We start from the raw sequence: 19,429 nt of genomic DNA on the forward strand, positions 1-19,429 counted from the left end.
GCTCTGGATGACTCGCCCGCCGGATCCGAGACTCGATGACATGAACCTCACCGGAAACACCATCTTCATCCCCGGAGCGACCAGCGGAATCGGCTTGGCACTTGCGACCCGCCTGCACGACAAGGGCAACACCGTCATCGTAGGCGGGCGGCGCACCGACCTCCTCGACCGTATCCGTTCGGGACACCCCGGATTGCACACCGTCGCGATCGATGTCGCCGACCCGGCCGGTGTCGAGTCCGCCGCACGGAAGGTCATCGCCGAACACCCGAACCTCGACGTGCTCGTCGCGATGGCCGGCATCATGCGGGTGGAGGACTGGTCGTCCCCGGCGGGCTTCCTCGACGCCGCGGAGGCAATGGTCACCACCAATCTCCTCGGTCCGATCCGTCTGATCGGCGCGTTCATCGACCACCTGCGGACGCGACCGTCCGCCACGATCATGACCGTGTCCTCGGGCCTGGCATTCGCCCCGCTCCGGGTGACGCCGACCTACAACGCCACGAAAGCAGCGATCCACATGCTGAGCGAATCGTTGCGCCTACAGTTCGCCGATACCGGAGTCGACGTCGTCGAACTCGTGCCGCCGGCGGTTCGCACCGACCTGCTGCCGGGACAACGGGACAGCGACTTCGCCATGCCCCTCGACGAATTCGTCGACGAGGTGGTCCATCTCATCGGCACGCAGCCCGCCGCCACCGAACTGCTCGTCGAGCGGGTGAAGTTCCTGCGGTGGGGTGAAGCTCGCGGCGACTACGCCGACGTCGTGGCGACGCTGAATGAACAGGACCCGCACTGAGGTTGGACGAGCGCGACCTCCTCCGCTCCCCGAGGTGCGAGGAGCGCGATACCCTCGGCACCCTAATCGGAAAGAAGCCCATAACCCCTGGTCCCTGAGGTGCGAGGAGCGATAGCCTCCGCTCCCTAATCGGAAAGAAGCCCATAACCCCTGGTCCCTGAGGTGCGAGGAGCGATAGCCTCCGCTCCCTAATCGGAAAGAAGCCCATAACCCCTGCTCCCTGAGGTGCGAGGAGCGATAGCGACGAGCCTCGAAGGGTCCTGGTGAGATGCGTGGCAGACCCTTCGTGACGCGCCCTCCGCAAGCTCCGGGCGCTCCTCAGGGAGCGGGGGTGACGCGGGCCCTCCGCAAGCTCCGGGCGCTCCTCAGGGAGCGGGGGTGACGCGGGCCCTCCGCAAGCTCCGGGCGCTCTTCAGGGAGCGGGGGTGACGCGGGCCCTCCGCAAGCTCCGGGCGCTCCTCAGGGAGCGGGGGTGACGCGCCCTCCGCAGGCTCCGGGCGCTCCCCAGGGAGCAGAGGTGAAACTCGCTCCTCAGGGAGCGGAGGTCTCTCGTCGATCAGCCGAGCCGGGCGATGGTCTCGACGGCCGACTCCTCGACGGCGTCGCGGTAACCGCTCCCGGCCCAGAGGTTGATCCCGTCGGGGTCGTTGCTGGCGGCGCGTCGGATGCCGCCGGTCAACGTGTTGACGGCCGGGTACTCGGCCACCGCGGCGTCGGAGAACCTGTCGGTGAACAGGTTTCGTAGGGCGCGTGCCGGTCGGCCGCTGAACGCCCAGGTGACCACGGTGTCGGTTCGGTCCGGATCGGCGAGTGCCGCCGCGTGCGCGGGTTTGGTGCCGGCCTCGGCGGTCCGTAACAGGACGGTACCCACCTGCACCGCAACGGGTCCCGCCGATCGGACCTCGTCGGCCCGGGCAGACGTGGAGATCCCACCCGCCGCGACGATCGGCAGCGGCACCCGCTCGGCGACTGCGTGGATCAAGTCGTCCAGCGGCTCTGTAGGAGGAGTGCTCCGGCGGTCGAAGACCGATCGATGGCCACCGGCGTCGGGACCCTGCACGCACAGCCAGTCGGCCCCGGCTCGACCGGCGATCTCGGCGTCCGCGGCCGTGGTGACCGTGACCCCGACACTGCACCCGTGCCGGTGCAATTCGGCGACGACCTCGGGTGCGGGACACCCGAACGCGAAGGACACGAGCGGGATTCGCTCGTCGCACACCAGCCGGATCTTGTCGTCGAAGTGGTCATCGTCCTCGCCCAGGTCCTCGACCCCGGGAAGCGTCACGCCCAGACTTCGCGCATACGGGACGAGTTCGGCGCGGTAGCGGGCGAGGTCGTCGCGGTTCACCGGCTCCGCCTCGGGAACGAAGATGTTGACACCGAAGACCTCGGTGCCGGCGGCCCGCACGGCCGCGATGTCGGCGCGCACCTTGTCGGGGGTCAGGTACCCGGCGGCGAGTTGGCCGACACCGCCGGCCGATGCCGCGGCCACCACCAGTTCCGGGGTGCTCGGACCACCGGCCATGGGGGCGGCGACGACCCGGCTGGAGAGCTCACGCAGATCGAACATTCAGGCTTTGTCCTTCGCCGCACGGACCGCAGTGAACTGCGACAGTCGCGCCTCTGCCACCGAATCCATCTGCTCGAGCTCCATCCCCTTGGTCTCCTCGACCTTCCGGAGGACGTAGAAGAACGAGGCCGCGGCGCAGAAGGCGAAGAAGCCGTAGATGATTCCGAGTCCGACGGCTTCGGTCATCGGCGGGAACAGCATCGAGATGGTGAAGTTCGCGACCCAGTTCACAGCTGTGCAGACACCCAGGGCGACACCACGGATGCGGTTGGGGAACATCTCCCCCAGCATCACCCACATCACCGGGCCCCACGTCGCGGCGAACGCCACCACGAACAGGTTGGCACCGATCAGCGCGACCACACCCCACGGGTCGGGCAGGGTGATGTTCTCGCCCTCGCCGATCTGCTGGGTGAACGCGATACACGCCATGAGCAGGCCGATGAACATGCCCACCGAACCGCCGAGCAGCAGCTTCCGCCGCCCGATGCGGTCGACGAACAGGATCGCCACGAAGGTCATGACGACGTTGATGACGGCGGTGATCACCGATGTCTTGAACGAGTCGGCCTCGGAGAAGCCGACGGACTGCCACAGCGTCGTCGAGTAGTAGAAGATCGCGTTGATACCGACGAACTGCTGGAAGATGGCCAGCCAGATGCCCACCCAGACCAGCGGGTGCAGCCCGAACGACGGTCCCGCGATGTCCCTGATCGACGACTTCGCCTCGCGCTTGACCGTCAGCTTGATCTCTTTGACCCGCTCGAGGGGGTTCTCCTCGCCCGTCACCTCCTGCAGGATCCGGGCCGCCTCGGCATCGCGATTGCGGCCCACCAGGTATCGCGGCGACTCCGGGATCAGCAGCGCCAGCACACCGTAGACGACGGCGGGCACGACGCCGACGAGGAACATCCACCGCCACGCCTCGAGGCCCCACCAGAAGTCGTTCGACGCGCTGCCGGCGCTGTCGGCGAGCAGGGCGTCGGAGAGGAGTGCCGCAAAGATGCCGAGCGTGATCGCGAGCTGCTGCATCGAGGCAAGCGCCCCGCGGTAGCGGGCCGGCGCGATCTCGGAGATGTAGGCCGGTGCGATGACCGAGGCGATGCCGATGCCGATGCCGCCCAGCACGCGCCACAGCAGCAGGTCGGGAATCGTCTGGGTGAAGCCGGTTCCGATCGCGGAGATGATGAAAAGCGCCGAGCCGAGCAGCATCACGCGCTTGCGTCCCCAGACGTCGGCCAACCGGCCGGCGAACCACGCGCCGAGCGCACAGCCGAGCAGCGCGATCGCGACGGCGAAGCCGGTCATGAGCTTGCCCAGACCGAAATCCGCTTCGATCGAGTCGACCGCGCCGTTGACGACCGAACTGTCGAAGCCGAACAGGAACCCGCCGACCGCGGCGGCGACCGTGACCCCGATGACCTTGGCTGTGTGCTGTTCGGCGACTTCGCGCTGTGCGTCGGTCATGGCGTCGTCCTGACCGTCGTAAGAGCCCACCGCAGGATGTGTGTCATGTCCGTGACCTCGCTGTCCGGTTGCATGGACGCCGGGTAATCGACGTTGGCATCAATCTACTCGCGTGAATCCTCGAGTCTGACGCTATCGGACACAGCGGGGCGAGTGTCGCGGGTACACGCCCACGGCTTCTCCTCGGACCGTCGAGGTTGCCGACGGTCGGTGAGGGCCGATCAGGCGGTCTCCCACACACCGGGATTCGCACTGATGCGGAGGCCGGATCCGATCAACTCGGCCAACGGTGCGGGTCGCCCGAAGTGATAACCCTGGGCGAGGTCGCAGCCGACCTCGGCGACCGTGGCGGCCTGCGACTCGGTCTCCACTCCCTCGGCGACGACCCGCATGCCCGCGGCGTGCGCCATCGTGACGATGCCGGCCAGGATCGACTTCGCACTGGGGTGCTCGTCAAGGGCATCGACGAACGACTTCGCGGTCTTCAGCACGCTGACCGGCAGTCGGTAGAACTCGCTCAGCGACGACGCGCCGGTGCCGAAATCGTCCAGCGAGACCTGGGTCCCGAGATCGCGCACCTCGCCCAGCAGGGTCAGCAGGTCCCCGTCGAGTGGATCGAGCGCACTCTCGGTGATCTCGAGGCAGAACGCCGCGGGGTCCATGCCCGACCGGGCCATCGTGTCGCGGAGCCGCGTCGGGAACTGGCCGTTGGTGAGCTCCCGACGGGAGACATTGATACACAACATCACCCGACGCAGTTCCGGTACGGCGGCCACCTCGGCGGCCGCGGTCTCCAGCACGTAGTTCCCGACCCGGTCGATGAGATTGGATCCTTCTGCGAGCGGGATGAACTCGGTCGGCGAGATCGAACCCAGTTCCGGGTGACGCCAGCGCAGAAGGCTTTCCAGCCCCACCAGCGTGCCGTCGCCGGTCGACACGATCGGTTGGTAGTGGATCTCGAGCTGACCGGTGTCGGTGTCGAGGACCCGGCGCAGTTCTTCCTCAATACGTTGCCGGCGCTGGAGTTCTTCTCGATGCTGTGTCTCGAACCGGACGTAGCGTGCCCGAGAAGCCTTGCGCGCCTGGTACAGCGCGATGTCGGCGTCGCGCAGCAGATCGGTGGCGGTGTAGTCGTCACCGGCCTTGACCGTTGCCACGCCGATACTCGCCTCCACCTTGAGGGGCTCGCTGCGGATACTGACCGCTATGGGCTCGTACACCGCCCCGCGGATCTTGTCGATCTGCTGCTCGATCTCCTCGGCCGAACACGCGATCCCGAGGGTGGCCACCAGGACGAATTCGTCGCCCCCGATCCGGCCCACCGCGGCCTCCTCGGGGGTCGCCGTCGCCAATCCCTGTGCGACCGCGTGGAGTACCTCGTCACCCACCGCATGCCCGAGCGAGTCGTTGACGAGTTTGAAGTTGTCGAGGTCGATGTAGAAGATCGCGACGCAGCAGGCGTTCTCCTCTTCATCGAGTCGGGCCATGTGCGATTCGAGTTCGCGAATGATGCCCGACCGGTTGTACAACCCGGTCAACGGGTCGTGTACGGCCTCCCACGCCAGCTGGGACGTCTCGCGATGGCGGTCGGTGATGTCGACGAAGGACACCAGGGCGACGACCTCGGCGCCGTCGTCGTCGATGGGCCGGCAACTGCATGACAGCCAGCGCTCGCCGAGCGGCGTGGTGATCGTCGCGGTGGCGTCGGTGACCGCCACGCCGGTGCGCAGGCACTGTGCGATCGGTGACTCGCCCGCGATGAAGTCCAGTGGCAGTTCGTGGACGCTCGCGCCCGGGCTCGCCCCGGTACCCAGCATGGTTCCCGCCGCCGGATTCGCCAGTTCGATGTACCCGTCTTCGCGGACGACGATGACCGCCTGATGCAGGGCGGCGAGGATCGTGCCGAGGCGTTCGATGAGGGGTCGACGAGTCGGCTCGGCGACGATGAGAAAGCCGTCGTCCATGGTCGTGATCGATGTGTGTGCGAGGAACGACCGTCCGTTGTCGGAACGCCGGTGCAACTGGTCGACGGTTCCGCCCAGCGCCACCGCCGCGTGGGGATCGACGTGCGCCCCGATGACGTCGTCGAGGTGTCGTCCGATCGCCTCGGAGGCCTGCCTGCCGTACATCTGTTCTGCAGCCGGATTCCAGGACCTCACCGTCTTGTCGTCGTCGACGGCGATCACGGCGTTGCTCACGTGGTCGAGCAGCGCTGCTTGTCTGCGCAGCGCGGACTCGACCGCCTTCTGAGCGGTGATGTCCCGGAGGATCACCTGATAGGCCGGCTGATCGTGCCAGACGGTGCGCACCGAGGTCACCTCCATGGGCCGGGGAACCCCGTGTGCGTCCACCATGACCACTTCCTCGGGCGTGGTCGACGCCCCGGCCTCGTCGCCCATGCCGATGATCCGCTCGATCATCTGCGGCAGTTCGTCGGGATGGACGAAATCTGCGATCGAACGACCCAGCATCGCTTCGCGGTCGTCGACGCGAGCGAACGCCAGGGCGGCCGAGTTCACATAGACGATGAGGCCGTCTTGGTGCACCGCGATCGCGTCCGGACTCAGTTCGAGAAGTAGGCGGTAGCGCTCGGCGACCGCCGCGTCACTGGCGCGGGCCATGGGCTCGGCGTCCGGGGCGACGAGGCCGGGCCGGTCATCGTCGCTGTGCGTCGGTCGGCTCACTGCGTCACCCCCTCGATCCGTCATCCCCCAACCGCCCATCCTCCCCTACCTGGCTTCGAAAAGGGGGCGCTGCGCGGTGCAAGACTGCGTCAAGCGGAAATTTCGTCCTCGAATACCTGCGTGAACTGGCCGAATGTCGGGTTTGGGCGGGATCCTGGGAAGCGGGTTACCCGCATGGGGAGCCGCGTTGGCCCAAGCGCCATCGCCTATCTCGCAGAAAGTTCACGATCATGACGATTCAACGTTCGACCATCTCCGGCCTGGGCGCCGTCACGGGGTACGGCTGGGGCCGCGACGCGCTTTGGAGCGGTCTCGTCTCCGGCAAGTCGGCGGCCGCACTCCATCAGGGTTTCGGGTTCACGGGTGGTCAGACGCCCGGTGCCGAGGCGTCTGACGACACCGCAGAGCCCGGATGGATCGTGCGGGTTCCCGACGGTGGGCAGCAGTCCGACGGTCGCACCCGCTTCTCGCGCGCGATGCGTGCCGCGGCGCGTGAGGCCATCGAGGACGCGATGGCGCGCGGCTGGACCCCGGGGTCCCGGGTGGGACTCGTGCACGCCTGCGTGCTCGGCGACCTCGACATGTACCCGATCGTCACCTCCGGTGTCGGCCAGTACACCGGACGGCAGTACCTCTCGGTCACCCCGTCGACGCCGGTGTCCCTGCTGATGCAGGAGTACGGCTTCCACGGACCCGCGATCACGGTGTCGGCCATGTGCACCTCCGGCTCGGCGGCCATCGTCACCGCGAAATCGTGGCTCGATTCCGATCTCGTCGACGACGTCGTCGTGGTGGCGACCGACCTGTCGGCCCGGCCGGAGGTGGTGGCGATGTTCGTACAGCTCGGTGTCGCCATCACCGACACCGATGCGCTCAACGCGTGCCGCCCGTTCCAGGAGGGCAGCCGCGGATTCACCTTCGGCGAGGCGGCGATCGCGTTCACGATGACCAACCGGGCCGCCGACGGGTACGCAGATGTGCTGGGCGGGGCGATGTCCCACGACGCCTTCCACGTCACGTCGATCGATCCGGAACTGACCGGCGTCCGTTCGTGCGTGGAGCAGTCACTCACGATGGCCGGCGTCGACGGCGCGAACATCCGCTACCTCAACGCGCACGGGCCGGGGACCCGCCAGTGTGATCGCGCAGAGGCCACCATCGCCGAGACGCTGCTGCCCAACGCCGAGGTGTTCTCGGTGAAACCGCTGGCCGGGCACTGCCAGGGCGCTGCCGGAGCTGTCGAACTCGCCGCATCGCTGCTCGGTTACGAGCGAGGCGAGATCCCGGCGAGCCCGCGGGTCGCCGACGCGATCATCCCGCAATTACTCGACGGGCGAACCGATCTGGTCAGCGGGCTGACCCTCAAGACCTCCCTCGGAATGGGCGGACACAACGCGGCGGTCGTTCTCGCGCCCAATGCGTGAATGGTGTGACGAACCGCTGACCTCGATGCGGCCCGGGCTCGCCGCTCGGGCCGCATCGAACCGGAAATGCTGCGGAATACCGCGCCGCACCTCACAATTCAGCAATGAGCAACGAACCCGATCCTCCGGTGGGCGACTCGACGCGGACCGACCCACCCCCGACGTCGGGCGCCCGCCACGCACTGACGCTGTTCCTCAACTCACCGTTCGCGGGCATGTCCCCGTGGATCCTGATGGCGCTGCTCGCCGGGCCCGGTCGATTCGAGGAAGCCGCGGCCTCGGCGTTCGCGCTGTCACTCCTCCTGGTCATCGGTGGCCACAAGCGCGGTACGAGCATCAAACTCCTCGAGGTCTTCGACGTCACGTACTTCGGCACGATGGCGATCATCGCGCTGTTCGCCTCCGACCACGTCATCGACTGGTTGGAGCGTTGGGGCGGAGAGATGACCAACGTCGCGCTGGTCTCCTTCGCGCTGGGGTCGATCCTCGTGCGCCAGCCGTTCACGCTCCAGTACGCGCGGGAGACCACCGAGAGAGAATTCTGGGACAGCCCGCTGTTCATCCACATCAACTACGTCATCACCTGGGCGTGGGTCGGCGGCTTCGGCGTGGCCGCGATCTCGGGCGCGTTCGGCGACCTGGTGCTCGACGACCCGAACAACTTCTGGACCGGATGGATCATCCAGATCGGCGGCACGATCTTCGCGATCGCCTTCACCGAGTTCTATCCCGACTACGCGACCTACCGGGCTGCGGTTCGTGAGGGTTGGGCCACCGACGAGAAGCCCGAGAGCATCATGCATCTGTTCGGTTGGGTGCCGATCTACGTTCTCGCGATCGGCATCACCGGACTGGTCACCGACTCCCTTGGGACAGTTGCCGGAGTCGTCCTCATCGTCGCGGGCGTCGTCGCGATCAACGTGTTCAAGCGCATGACGGCCGCCATGGACGCACGGCTGGTGGCGTCGACGGGGCGACCGGGGAACAGCTGAGCCGGACCGGACGCTTCGGCGCGACCCTGTCGGGCGATCGGTAGTGTCGGCGGCATGACACTCGACGGCGTAGGAATCTGGAGTTCACCGCTACGGTACGGAGACACCGGGGAGGCCGCCGAAGCCGCGGCCGAGCTGGACGAACTGGGTTACACGGCCTTGTGGATTCCTGATGTCGGTGGCGGGTCGGTCCTCGACTCGGTCGAGAACCTCCTCGGCGCTACCCGCAAGGCCGTGATCGCCACCGGGATCCTCAACATGTGGATGCACGAGCCGCACGACGTCGCGGCCGCGCATGCGCGCCTCACCGAGCAATTCGGCCCTCGCTTTCTCGTGGGCCTCGGGATCAGCCACGCACCGTTGATCGACGCCCAGGAAGCCGGTCGCTACCAGAAACCGCTCGCGACCACGAAGGCGTTCCTCGACGGTCTGGACGACGCACCGCGGCCGGTGCCGGCCGGTGCACGAGTACTGGCCGCCCTCGGGCCGAAGATGTTGCAACTGTCCGCCGACCGGACCGCCGGTGCCCACCCCTACCTGGTGACCCCGGACCACACCAAGGTCGCCCGGGAGACCCTCGGCGACGGTCCGCTGCTCGCACCGGAACAGACGGCGATCTTCGCCGCCGACCGCGACGAGGCGCGCGCCGTCGGCACCAAGTGGCTCAAGGGTTACCTCGCGATGCCGAACTACGCGAACAACCTTCGACGCCTCGGGTTCACCGAGGACGACCTGAGCTCGGTGAGCGACCGCCTGTTCGACGCTCTGATCGTCTGGGGCGACGACGCGGCGATCCTGAAACGAATCGACGAGCATCGGTCCGCCGGCGCCGACCACGTGTGCGTCCAGGTTCTCCAAGCCGACCACCGGGGCTTCCCGCGCGAGCAGTGGCGTCGCCTCGCGGCGGCCCTACCCACCGCTCCCTGAGGACTGCCCCTCGCTCCCTGAGGAGCGTCCGGAGCTTGCGGAGGGCGCGGCTGCTTCTGCTCCCTGAGGAGCGTCCGGAGCTTGCGGAGGGCGCGTCACGAAGGGTCTGGCGACGTCGACTCACCAGGACCTTCGTGACGCTCGCAAGCTCGCTCCTCAGGGAGCGGGGGTCGGGCTCGCTCGCTCTTCGAAGCGACGTCGTCACGGGATGTCCCGCCGGCGGAAGCCGGCGAACCCCACCGCGACGAGCAGCACCACGACGACCCCCACCCACACCAGTCCCCACCAATCCGGCTGGGCGGCAGAGACATCCGGTACGTGATGAAACGGGCTGAAGCCCAGCGCCCAGTCCGGGAGTTTGAAGCTCGGGCCCAGGATCGTCAGCACGAAGGACACCAGGACGCCCAGCCAGATCGCGGGTCGCACACGGGGTCGGGCGCCGATGACGGCGACGGCGATGCCGACGACCGCCCAGACGGCGGGGATCGTGGCGATGGACTGGAGGAACACGTCGTCGAAGCCGAGGCCGAGATCGGCCGTCGAGGCGAAGACGCCGATCACCAGCCCGGCGACAGTGACGAGCGCGGCGGGGACGACGAGGGCGACGCCGGTGACGGCGCCGAAATACCGCGGACGGCTGACGCCGGTCGCGAGCACCGCTTCCGCGCGATCGTCGAGCTCCTCGGTCCGGATGCGATTGACGATCTGGACCCCGGCCACGGATGCGATGATCCCGACCAGACCGAGAATCGTTGTGACAAAGGCCGACACCAGGTCCGCGGGCGACGCCGCGCCGGAGGCGAAGATCTGGGCCATGGCGGGATTCGCGGTCAGCAGGCCGCGGACCGACCGGGTGAAGTAGCCGAAGATGACGCCGAGTCCGACGAACGCGAACGACCACGCGACGATCGGCGCCCGGTTGAGGCGGATCGCCAGAGCCAGTGGCGAGCCGATGCGGCCCCGTGCCGGACCCGGCCGTGCCGGTATGAGTCCCTGACCGAAATCCCGTGCTCGCTGTACTGCGAAGGCCGCTGCACCGACGACGACCGCGAACGCGACGCCGAGCAGCAACGGCCACCAGTGATCGCCGGTCGCGGGTCTGGTCTCTTGAACCCATCCCAGCGGATTGACCCACGTCGTCCACGTCGGTGCGTCGACCGAGAACAGAAAGCCCCGCAGCACGAACAGGACGCCGAGCAGCGACACGGCGATCGTGGTGGCGGCTCTGGCGTCGGAACCCACCTGGGCGCTGACCGCGGCGATGGCGCCGAACATCCAACCGGTGACCGTGAATCCGGCGCCGAGCAGGAACGACGACCCCCAGGCCCCACCGCACAGCGACGTCGCCAGACCCGCCAGGACACCGATGGCGATCGAGCACACGCCGGCCATGATCAACGCGGTCGACAGTCTGGCGGCGCGTCCGAGCACCCCCGCGGCGAGGAGTTCGGCCTGGCCGGAGTCCTCCTGTCCACGTGCGGCTTTCACCACGATGAAGATCGCGCCGAGTGCGGCGATGAACCCGCCGAGTGCGAGGCTGCGCCACGCGACGAATCCGTCGACCGTGGCCAGGTCGTAAGCGGGTCCGAAGATCAGCCCGAGTGCGGGATTCGAGCCGATCGTCGTGGCGAACGCGGCGCGTTCTGCGGCGTCGGGAAACAGCAACGGGTAGGCGATGACCGACGACACGGCCAGTGCGGTGGGCAACACGATCCACGGCCCGAAGCTGCGACCTTCGTGGTGCAGGGAGGCTCGCAGCAGTGGAGCGGTGCCGATCGTCGACGCCGTCATCACCTCACCGTTCCCCCGCCGGCTGGTCGGCCTTTTCATACAGCGACAGGAACAGGCTCTCCAGCGAAGGCGGTTCGACCGTCAGCGATCGCAGGCCGCAGGCGGTCAGCGCTGACATCACCGGACCGATCTGATCCGAGTCCACGGTCGCGCTCAGTCGGAGCCCGCCGGAGCCGTGGTCCGGCGAATCGATATCGTGTACCTCGGCGTTGTGCAGTTGGGCCACGAGGTCCGGGCTCGGCACCGAATCCAGCTCGGCGCGAACGGAAGTGCGGGTGTGCCCACGCAGCTCGGCCAAGGAGCCGGTCGCCACGACGGCCCCGTCGCGGATGATGCTGAGCCGGTCCGCCAGGGTCTCCGCCTCGGCGAGGATGTGACTCGACAGCAGCACGGTGGTACCGCGGGCGGTGGCCTCCCCCACGACCTCCTGGAAGACGTTCTCCATCAACGGGTCCAGGCCCGACGTCGGCTCGTCGAGGATGAGCAGTTCGACATCGGATGCCAGCGCCGCCACGATCGCGACCTTCTGCCGGTTCCCCTTCGAGTACTGCCGTCCGCGTTTGGTGGTGTCGAGCTCGAATCTTGAGACCAGGTCGGCGCGGCGCCCCTCGTCGAGTCCGCCGCGCATCGCGCCGAGCAGATCGATCATCTCCCCGCCGGTCATCGTCGGCCACAACGCGACGTCGCCGGGTACGTACGCCAGCCGGCGGTGCAGCTCGACGACGTCACGCCAGGGGTCGCCGCCGAGGAGTCGGACCTCGCCCCCGTCCGCGCGCAACAAACCCAGCAGGACCCGGATCGTCGTCGACTTGCCCGCGCCGTTGGGCCCGAGAAAACCGTGGACCTCCCCTTGCGCGACCTCGAGGTCGAGTCCGCGAAGCGCCTCGAACTTACCGAACGACTTACGCAGACCCCGGACGTCGATGGCAGGCTCGGTTCTCTGAGAGTTCTCGGAACGTTCGACACTCATGCGTACCTCCGGCTCGACACGACGTGATGATCGTTCCACAGCGACTGTTGCAGCGGAGAAGGTTTGACCGTCGACGCCGGCGGGGCACACTGCCGCCATGGCGATCAAGAAGAACGACACCGTCCGCTGGAACACCTCTCAGGGCGAGACCGAGGGCACTGCGGAAGAGAAGCGCACCAAGGAATTCACCTTCGAGGGGCAGAAGTTCAAGGCCAGCGAGGACGAGCCGTACTGGATCGTCAAGTCGTCGAAGACGGGCTCGAAGGCAGCCCACAAGGAGTCGTCCCTGTCGAAGAAGTAACCGGCACACGCCGGTCCGAGGACTCCTATACCTAGAACTGCTATGCTCCTAGCAGTTCTAGGTATAGGAGTGCTATGTATATCGAGAAGGATCTGGTGGCCGCTTCCGCGACCCCGCTGGTGCTGGGGATTCTCGCCGAGGGCGACTCGTACGGGTACGCCATCCTGAAGCGCGTGCGAGAGATGTCCGGTGGCCGGATGGAGTGGACCGACGGCATGCTCTATCCCCTCCTGCACCGTTTGGAGCGCGCCGGCCACGTCGAAGCGAGCTGGGGTGCAGCCGACACCGGGCGGCGTCGCAAGCACTACTCGATCACCGCATCGGGGTTGGCCGCGCTCGCCGAGCGGAGGTCGCAGTGGGAGGTCGTGGCCGATGCCCTCGACCAGGTGTGGCGGACGGTCGCCCTGCCGCCGGCCGCGGAAGGTCTGGCATGACCGCGGAGACAGAGCTCGAAAGCCAGATCGACCGGTGGCGCGGATACGTACTGCGACACCAAGCCATCGCCACCACCGATGCCGACGAGATGGAAGACCACCTCCGCGGGCAGATCGCCGACCTCGCCGCCGGCGGCCTCGACGACGACGAAGCGTTCCTGGTCGCGGTCAAGCGCATGGGCCGCGTCGATGCGCTGTCGCGTGAATTCGCCCGCGAGCACTCCGACCGGTTGTGGAAGCAGCTGGTGCTGACCGCGGAACCATCCGGCGATCTGGGCCGACGACGTCACGAACTCGGAGTCGTGATCGGCCTCGTCGTCGCGGCCGCCACGACCGTCCGCGTCGCCGTCGAGGTCATGCCGGAATGGGTGCTCGTCCGCAACGCGGCGTTGCTCGTATTGCCGTTCATGGCACTGTATTTCGGGTGGAAGCGCCGCGTCTCGACGCGAACCGCGCTCACGGTGATGGCTGTGTTCGTCGCGACCGGAATCGTCGTCAACGTCTACCCGTTCGTCGACGACGGCACCACCCAGGCCATCGTCGCGATCCATGCTCCGATCGTCCTGTGGTTCCTCATGGGGGTGACCTACGTCGGCGGCCGCTGGACGTCCGGACCGCGTCGGATGGACTTCATCCGGTTCACCGGCGAATGGGTCGTGTATGCAACGCTTCTCGGCCTCGGTGCGGGAGTCCTCACCGGCCTGACCGCGGGGGCATTCGGTGCGCTCGACATCGACGTCGACACCGTGATCTCCCAGTGGCTGGCGCCCATCGCCGCGCCCGGCATCGTGCTGCTGGCGGCATGGCTGGTGGAGGCGAAGCAGAGCGTGGTCGAGAACATCGCCCCGGTGTTGACCAAGGTCTTCACGCCCGTCACCGCGGTGATGCTCGTCGTGCTGCTGATCGCGATGGTGACCAGTGGCGACGTCGTGGACGTCGACCGTGAACTGCTGATCCTGGTGGACCTGATCCTCGTGGTCGTGCTCGGCTTGCTGCTGTATGCGATCTCGGCGCGCGATCCGCATCTGCGCCCGGAACTCTTCGACCGCTTGCAGCTGATTCTGGTCGTGACCGCGCTCGCGGTCGACGCGGTGATGCTGACGATCATGGCGTCGCGGATCGCGGAGTTCGGGTTCACGGCCAACAAGACCGTGGCGCTCGGTCTCAATCTCGTCCTGCTGGTGAACTTGTCGTGGGCGGCGTATCTGCTCTTCGGTTTCCTCCGCCGCCGCCGCGGGTTCGATGCGACGGAGCGGTGGCAGACCGACTATCTGCCGGTGTTCGCACTCTGGGCGGCCGGGGTCGTCGTCGTGGTACCGATGCTGTTCGATTTCGCCTGACGCGATCCGCCCGGGGCGCCGGACATCAGGCCGGCGCGTAGACTCCGCGACCATGGCGATCGTCAACCGAGGGTTCGTGGGGCGCCGCGACCGCGACGCGCGGCGTCTCCCTCCCGGCCAGTACACGACACTCGATTTCCCGGTCCTGTCCGCGGAGCCGACGCCCGCGATCGTCCCGAACGACTGGATGCTGGCCGTGCAGTCCGCGGACCACCGGGCCGCCACGTTCACATGGGACCAGTTCCAGGAACTGCCGCACGACGACATCACCACCGACATCCACTGCGTCACACGGTGGTCGAAGTTCGACACCCGGTGGCGCGGGGTCTCGTTCGACACATTGCTGCAGGCGCTGCCGTGGGAGCCGGCCCCGTTCGTGATGGCGCACTGCCACGGCGGATACACCACCAACGTGCCGCTCGCCGATCTCGTCGACGGCCGCGGCTGGATCGCCGACACCTACGACGGCGAACCCCTGTCCGCCGAGCACGGCGGCCCGGCTCGCCTCCTCGTGCCCCACCTGTATTTCTGGAAGAGCGCCAAATGGGTTCGGCGACTTCGCTTCATGGCCGAAGACGCACCCGGGTTCTGGGAGGAACGCGGGTACCACATGTACGGCGACCCCTGGCGCGAACAGCGCTACTCGTGACGACCTGGCATCTCACGACGGTCACCGCGGTCGTCGACCTCACCCCCACCGCGCGCACGATGCGCCTCGCCCTCCCCGAGGCCGTCCACGCATTGCCCGGCCAGCACGTCGACATCCGGCTGACCGCCGAGGACGGCTACTCCACCGCACGCGCCTACTCGTTGTCCGACGTCCGCGAGACCCGGTCGATCGAGGTGACCGTCGAACGACTCGAAGACGGTGAGGTGTCGCCCTACCTCGTCGACATGGTGGAGGTCGGCGACCCGTTGGAGATCAGCGACCCGCACGGGTACTTCTTCACCTGGCCCTCCGGTGACGACCGACCCGTCCAGCTGATCGGCGGTGGCTCCGGGATCGCGCCGCTCATGTCGATGATCCGCAGCCGCGAGGTCGAGGCGCCGCAGACACCGTTCTCCCTCGTCTACTCGGTCCGCAGCCCCGAACGCGTCTACTACCGGGACGAGATCCGGCAGTTGATCGCACACCACCGCATGGATGTTCACCTGATTCACACCCGGGTGGCGCCCGACGATGCGACTCGGCCCGCGGGACGTCTCACCTCCGACGAACTCGCCGCGCTGACCATGGATCCGGCCACCTCTCCGACCGTGTTCATCTGCGGTCCGAACAGGTTCGTCGAGAACTGCGCCCAGTGGATGGTCGAGGCCGGACACGACCGCACCCGCATCCGGACCGAGCGATTCGGCGAGTGACGCCGGGACGCTTCGACGATTCTCCCAAGCAAGTGCTTGATCGGCACGTAGCGTAGCGGCATGACCTCTGTGTACGACTTCACCGCCACCGGCATCGACGGCGATCCCGTCGAACTCTCGCAGTTCCAGGGCTCTCCCCTGCTCATCGTGAACACCGCTTCGCAGTGCGGGTTCACCCCGCAGTACCGCGGTCTGGAGGCACTGCACCGGGATTACGCCGACAAGGGTCTGCGAGTGCTCGGCTTCCCGTGCGATCAGTTCGGGCACCAGGAGCCGGGCGACGAGGAGGAGATCAAGAACTTCTGCTCGCTGACCTACGACGTGACCTTCCCGATGTTCGCGAAGGTCGATGTGAACGGACCCGACGCCCACCCGCTGTTCGCGTGGTTGCGGGACCAGAAATCCGGCGTGCTCGGCGGCCGGATCAAATGGAATTTCACCAAGTTCCTCATCGGCCGGGACGGGTCCCTCGTCGCGCGATACTCGCCGACGACCAAGCCGGAGAAACTCGCCGGAGCCATCGAAGAACAGCTGTGATGGGGACGCCCGTGAGCACCGACAGCACCATCAGCCGAAGCGGTTCGTTCGTCCGCGTGACGATCGCCTACGTGCTGGCCTTGGCGGTCGCCGCCGCCTGGCTCATCTCGGGTCCGGCCACCGCCTACCTCTGGCTCGACACCCTGATCGCCGATCTGCTCGCCACCCTCGTGATCTTCGCGTTCAGCCGGTTCTACGGCAATTCCAGCTTCTACGACGCCTATTGGAGCGTCGTGCCGCCCGCGTTGTTCGTCTACTGGTGGGCCGCCGGCGACGTCGGGATCGACGCGGTGCACTGCTGGGTCATCGGTGTCGTCATCGGCGCCTGGGCGATCCGGCTCACCGCGAACTGGGCGATCGGCTGGCCGGGTCTCCACCACGAGGACTGGCGCTACCCGATGCTGAAGTCCGGGGCCGGACGCGCCGAATTACCCGTCGACCTGATGGCGATTCACGTGTTCCCCACCATCCAGGTGTTTCTCGGCATGATCCCGATCTACGTCGCGGTCACCCACACCGGAGGCGTGCTGGCCTGGCTGACCGCGGTTGCGGCCGTCGTCGGACTTGCCGCGACGGCGCTCGAGTACGTCGCCGACGGGCAGCTGCGTCGATTCGCTGCGCACAAAACACCGGGCGCCGTCCTCGACACCGGAGTGTGGGCCTGGTCGCGTCACCCGAACTACTTCGGCGAGGTTCTGTTCTGGGTGTCGATGGCGCTGTTCGGACTCGCCGCCTCGCCCGGTGACTGGTGGTGGCTGTTCGTGGGCGCGGTCCTGATGTTGGCGATGTTCCTCGGCGCGAGCATCCCCATGATGGAGAAGCGCAGTCTGGAGCGGCGCCCCGGTTACCAGGACGTCATCGACCGGGTGCCGCGCTTCGTCCCCCGACCCCCGCGCTCGGCCGCACATCCGCCGGATCAGGTCACTGCGTGAGCCGACCACGCGTCGTCGTCGCCGGTCTCGGTGATTCCGGAGTACTGACCGCGATCCATCTCGCCCCGCATGCCGACGTCGTGGGCATCTCGTCGAAGCCAGGGCTGGTCAGCGGGCAGGAACTCGGGCTGCGGATCAGCCGGCCCGATGCGTGGGCGCGCGACTACCGGATTCCGTTCGGGCGCTTCCGGAAGCTAGACGGCATCCGGACCGTCCACGGCACACTGACGGGTACCGACCTCGGTAACCGGACCGTCACCGTCGTCGACGCCAACGGCACGGAAAGGGTCGAGCGTTTCGACGCGCTGATCATCTCCACCGGCGTGCGGAACGGGTTCTGGCGACACCCGGAACTGCAGTCGGAGGCCGACGTCGACGCCGAGTTGCGTTCGGCGCATGCGCAATTCGCCGATGCCGGGACCATCGCGGTGATCGGTGGCGGTGCGGCGGCGGTGAGTGCCGCCGCCAACCTGGCGCAGACCTGGCCGGGCAAACCGGTCGACCTGTATCACCCGGGCGAACGTGCTCTGCCGCAGCATCATCCGCGGACATGGGCGACCGTCGTGGCGCGGTTGCGCCGGCTCGGCGTCGGCGTGCACGGCGGCCATCGTGCGGTCGTGCCCGACGGATTCGCCTGCGACGAGATCACTCCGGGGCCGGTGAGCTTCTCGACCGGCCAGCCGCCGGTGGAGGCCGATGCCGTGCTCTGGGCCATCGGCCGGGTGAGACCGAATACGGAGTGGCTTCCGCGGGAGGTGCTGGATCCGTTGGGCTTCGTGCGCGTGACGGCCGAACTGCGCGTACCCGGTGCGGATCTCGTGTATGCGATCGGCGACGTCGCGGCGACCGACGACCTCCGCAGCTCGGCTCGCAATCGTGCCGATCGTCTGCTCGCACACAACATCCGATCCGACCTCACCGGGCGGCCGGGCCGTGCGCGGCGCTACGCTCCCCCGCGCCGTCGCTGGGGTTCGGTGCTCGGTGTCCAGGCCGACGGTCTCCAGGTGTTCGCGCCCAACGGGCGCCCGTTCCGATTCCCGGCGTGGTCGGTCGACACGATCCTGCAACCGTGGATCGTCCGTCGCGGAATCTACGGCGGCATCCGGAAGCAGTGAGTGCACGGGGTGTTTCCGGGCGGACGGGCAGCGGTCCGCGCATACACTCGGCCCATGAGCAACGAACCGTTCTCTACCAATCCATCCGGACAGCCGCCGACCCCGGGCGGGCCCGGACACACGCCGTCAGGCGCGTACCCGTCGGGAGCGGTACCTCCCGCTGCGCCGCCACCGCAAACCTCCCAGTACCCGGCCGGAACCACTCCCGGCGTCGCGCCGACCGACTCGACGACCGATGGGACGACCCCGGTCAAGCCGACCGCCGCCGAACGCGCGAACTCCGTTGTGAAGAAGGTGGTGATCGGGCTCGTCATCGCCGCGCTGCTCGTCGTCACCTACTTCATCCTCGAGGCGTTTCTGCCGCGCTGGTGGGCCGGTCAGATCGGACAGCGCGTCGAGGGATCGTTCAGCCGGGGCATCGGCACCGGCCTGGTGCTCGGGATCGTGTGTACCTTCTTGCCCGTCCTGTTCTTCACTTTGGCGTTCGTCAACCGCAGCCGGATGAAGAACGTCCCGACCATTCTGTTCGCCGTGCTCGGCGTGATCGTCGCGATCCCCAACCTGCTCACCCTCACGGTGGTCGCCGGCGGTGGGAACGGCGCACATGCCGGCGAGCGCATCTTCGACGTCGAAGCGCCCGGCTTCCGCGCCGCCACCGCCTGGGGCGTGATCATCGGTGTGGTTCTGGCGATCGGCGTCGGCTACTTCATCTGGCGCTACCGGCGCCGTGGCCGCCAGCTCCGCGAGATCAAACACCCGACCACAACAGATCGGAAGTAGATAC

18 protein-coding genes are annotated in these 19,429 nt (G+C 67.6%); 13 read left to right on the forward strand and 5 right to left on the reverse strand.

Annotated elements, in window-relative coordinates:
- The first annotated feature begins 40 nt into the window (after positions 1-40).
- Positions 41-799, forward strand: coding sequence for an SDR family oxidoreductase (locus tag ACFVHY_RS15790; RefSeq protein WP_390273459.1), 759 nt, complete (start codon positions 41-43; stop codon positions 797-799).
- 556 nt (positions 800-1,355) lie between these two features.
- Here the strand turns inward: ACFVHY_RS15790 and ACFVHY_RS15795 are convergent.
- From ACFVHY_RS15795 to ACFVHY_RS15805, 3 genes are all read right to left on the reverse strand, one after another.
- A complete protein-coding gene (locus tag ACFVHY_RS15795) occupies positions 1,356-2,369 on the reverse strand; it encodes an NAD(P)H-dependent flavin oxidoreductase (RefSeq protein WP_390273461.1) in 1,014 nt (337 codons plus the stop codon).
- Positions 2,370-3,836, reverse strand: a complete 1,467-nt coding sequence (locus tag ACFVHY_RS15800; protein WP_226514232.1) for a sugar porter family MFS transporter — start codon at positions 3,834-3,836, stop codon at positions 2,370-2,372. It lies immediately after the preceding gene.
- 221 nt (positions 3,837-4,057) lie between these two features.
- Positions 4,058-6,457 carry an EAL domain-containing protein gene (locus ACFVHY_RS15805; protein ID WP_390273574.1) on the reverse strand — a complete coding sequence of 800 codons (2,400 nt, stop codon included), beginning with the start codon at positions 6,455-6,457 and terminating at the stop codon, positions 4,058-4,060.
- 293 nt (positions 6,458-6,750) lie between these two features.
- On the opposite strand from ACFVHY_RS15805, the gene ACFVHY_RS15810 reads away from it, so the two are divergent.
- The 3 genes from ACFVHY_RS15810 (at position 6,751) to ACFVHY_RS15820 (ending at position 9,863) form a co-directional block, all read left to right on the forward strand.
- Positions 6,751-7,944 (forward strand): beta-ketoacyl synthase N-terminal-like domain-containing protein, encoded by a 1,194-nt coding sequence (locus ACFVHY_RS15810; protein ID WP_390273463.1) that lies wholly within the window; start codon positions 6,751-6,753, stop codon positions 7,942-7,944.
- Between the two features lie 104 nt (positions 7,945-8,048).
- The gene (locus tag ACFVHY_RS15815) at positions 8,049-8,936 is read left to right on the forward strand and encodes a hypothetical protein (protein ID WP_390273465.1); all 888 of its coding nucleotides are present in this window, start codon (positions 8,049-8,051) and stop codon (positions 8,934-8,936) included.
- A gap of 54 nt (positions 8,937-8,990) precedes the next feature.
- Positions 8,991-9,863, forward strand: a complete 873-nt coding sequence (locus ACFVHY_RS15820) for an LLM class F420-dependent oxidoreductase (protein WP_390273467.1) — start codon at positions 8,991-8,993, stop codon at positions 9,861-9,863.
- Between the two features lie 201 nt (positions 9,864-10,064).
- Here the strand turns inward: ACFVHY_RS15820 and ACFVHY_RS15825 are convergent, their stop codons facing one another.
- Positions 10,065-11,654: an ABC transporter permease gene (locus ACFVHY_RS15825; protein WP_390273469.1), complete on the reverse strand. Its 1,590-nt coding sequence runs from the start codon at positions 11,652-11,654 to the stop codon at positions 10,065-10,067.
- A gap of 4 nt (positions 11,655-11,658) precedes the next feature.
- On the reverse strand, positions 11,659-12,624 hold the full coding sequence (locus ACFVHY_RS15830) for an ABC transporter ATP-binding protein (protein ID WP_390273472.1): 966 nt from the start codon (positions 12,622-12,624) through the stop codon (positions 11,659-11,661).
- A gap of 97 nt (positions 12,625-12,721) precedes the next feature.
- Between ACFVHY_RS15830 and ACFVHY_RS15835 the strand changes: the two genes are divergently transcribed.
- From ACFVHY_RS15835 to ACFVHY_RS15875, 9 genes are all read left to right on the forward strand, one after another.
- Entirely contained in the window at positions 12,722-12,925 is a 204-nt protein-coding gene (locus ACFVHY_RS15835; RefSeq protein ID WP_004018570.1) for a DUF2945 domain-containing protein, read from the forward strand.
- Between the two features lie 74 nt (positions 12,926-12,999).
- A complete protein-coding gene (locus ACFVHY_RS15840; RefSeq protein WP_390273476.1) occupies positions 13,000-13,359 on the forward strand; it encodes a PadR family transcriptional regulator in 360 nt (119 codons plus the stop codon).
- Positions 13,356-14,699, forward strand: coding sequence for a permease prefix domain 1-containing protein (locus tag ACFVHY_RS15845; protein ID WP_390273479.1), 1,344 nt, complete (start codon positions 13,356-13,358; stop codon positions 14,697-14,699). Before ACFVHY_RS15840 ends, ACFVHY_RS15845 begins: the two co-directional genes overlap by 4 nt.
- 52 nt (positions 14,700-14,751) lie before the next feature.
- A complete protein-coding gene (locus ACFVHY_RS15850; protein ID WP_058250515.1) occupies positions 14,752-15,348 on the forward strand; it encodes a sulfite oxidase-like oxidoreductase in 597 nt (198 codons plus the stop codon).
- Positions 15,345-16,061, forward strand: a complete 717-nt coding sequence (locus ACFVHY_RS15855) for a ferredoxin reductase (protein WP_390273482.1) — start codon at positions 15,345-15,347, stop codon at positions 16,059-16,061. The genes ACFVHY_RS15850 and ACFVHY_RS15855 overlap by 4 nt, the downstream gene beginning before the upstream one ends.
- A 60-nt stretch (positions 16,062-16,121) precedes the next feature.
- Positions 16,122-16,598, forward strand: a complete 477-nt coding sequence (locus tag ACFVHY_RS15860) for a glutathione peroxidase (protein WP_390273485.1) — start codon at positions 16,122-16,124, stop codon at positions 16,596-16,598.
- Positions 16,598-17,530, forward strand: a complete 933-nt coding sequence (locus tag ACFVHY_RS15865) for a DUF1295 domain-containing protein (RefSeq protein WP_390273487.1) — start codon at positions 16,598-16,600, stop codon at positions 17,528-17,530. Before ACFVHY_RS15860 ends, ACFVHY_RS15865 begins: the two co-directional genes overlap by 1 nt.
- Positions 17,527-18,645: an FAD-dependent oxidoreductase gene (locus tag ACFVHY_RS15870; protein WP_390273490.1), complete on the forward strand. Its 1,119-nt coding sequence runs from the start codon at positions 17,527-17,529 to the stop codon at positions 18,643-18,645. Before ACFVHY_RS15865 ends, ACFVHY_RS15870 begins: the two co-directional genes overlap by 4 nt.
- A 54-nt stretch (positions 18,646-18,699) precedes the next feature.
- On the forward strand, positions 18,700-19,425 hold the full coding sequence (locus ACFVHY_RS15875) for a hypothetical protein (protein ID WP_390273493.1): 726 nt from the start codon (positions 18,700-18,702) through the stop codon (positions 19,423-19,425).
- Positions 19,426-19,429 lie beyond the last annotated feature (4 nt).

Source organism: Gordonia sp. NPDC127522, from assembly GCF_042672305.1.
Classification (GTDB): Bacteria; Actinomycetota; Actinomycetes; order Mycobacteriales; family Mycobacteriaceae; genus Gordonia; species Gordonia hongkongensis.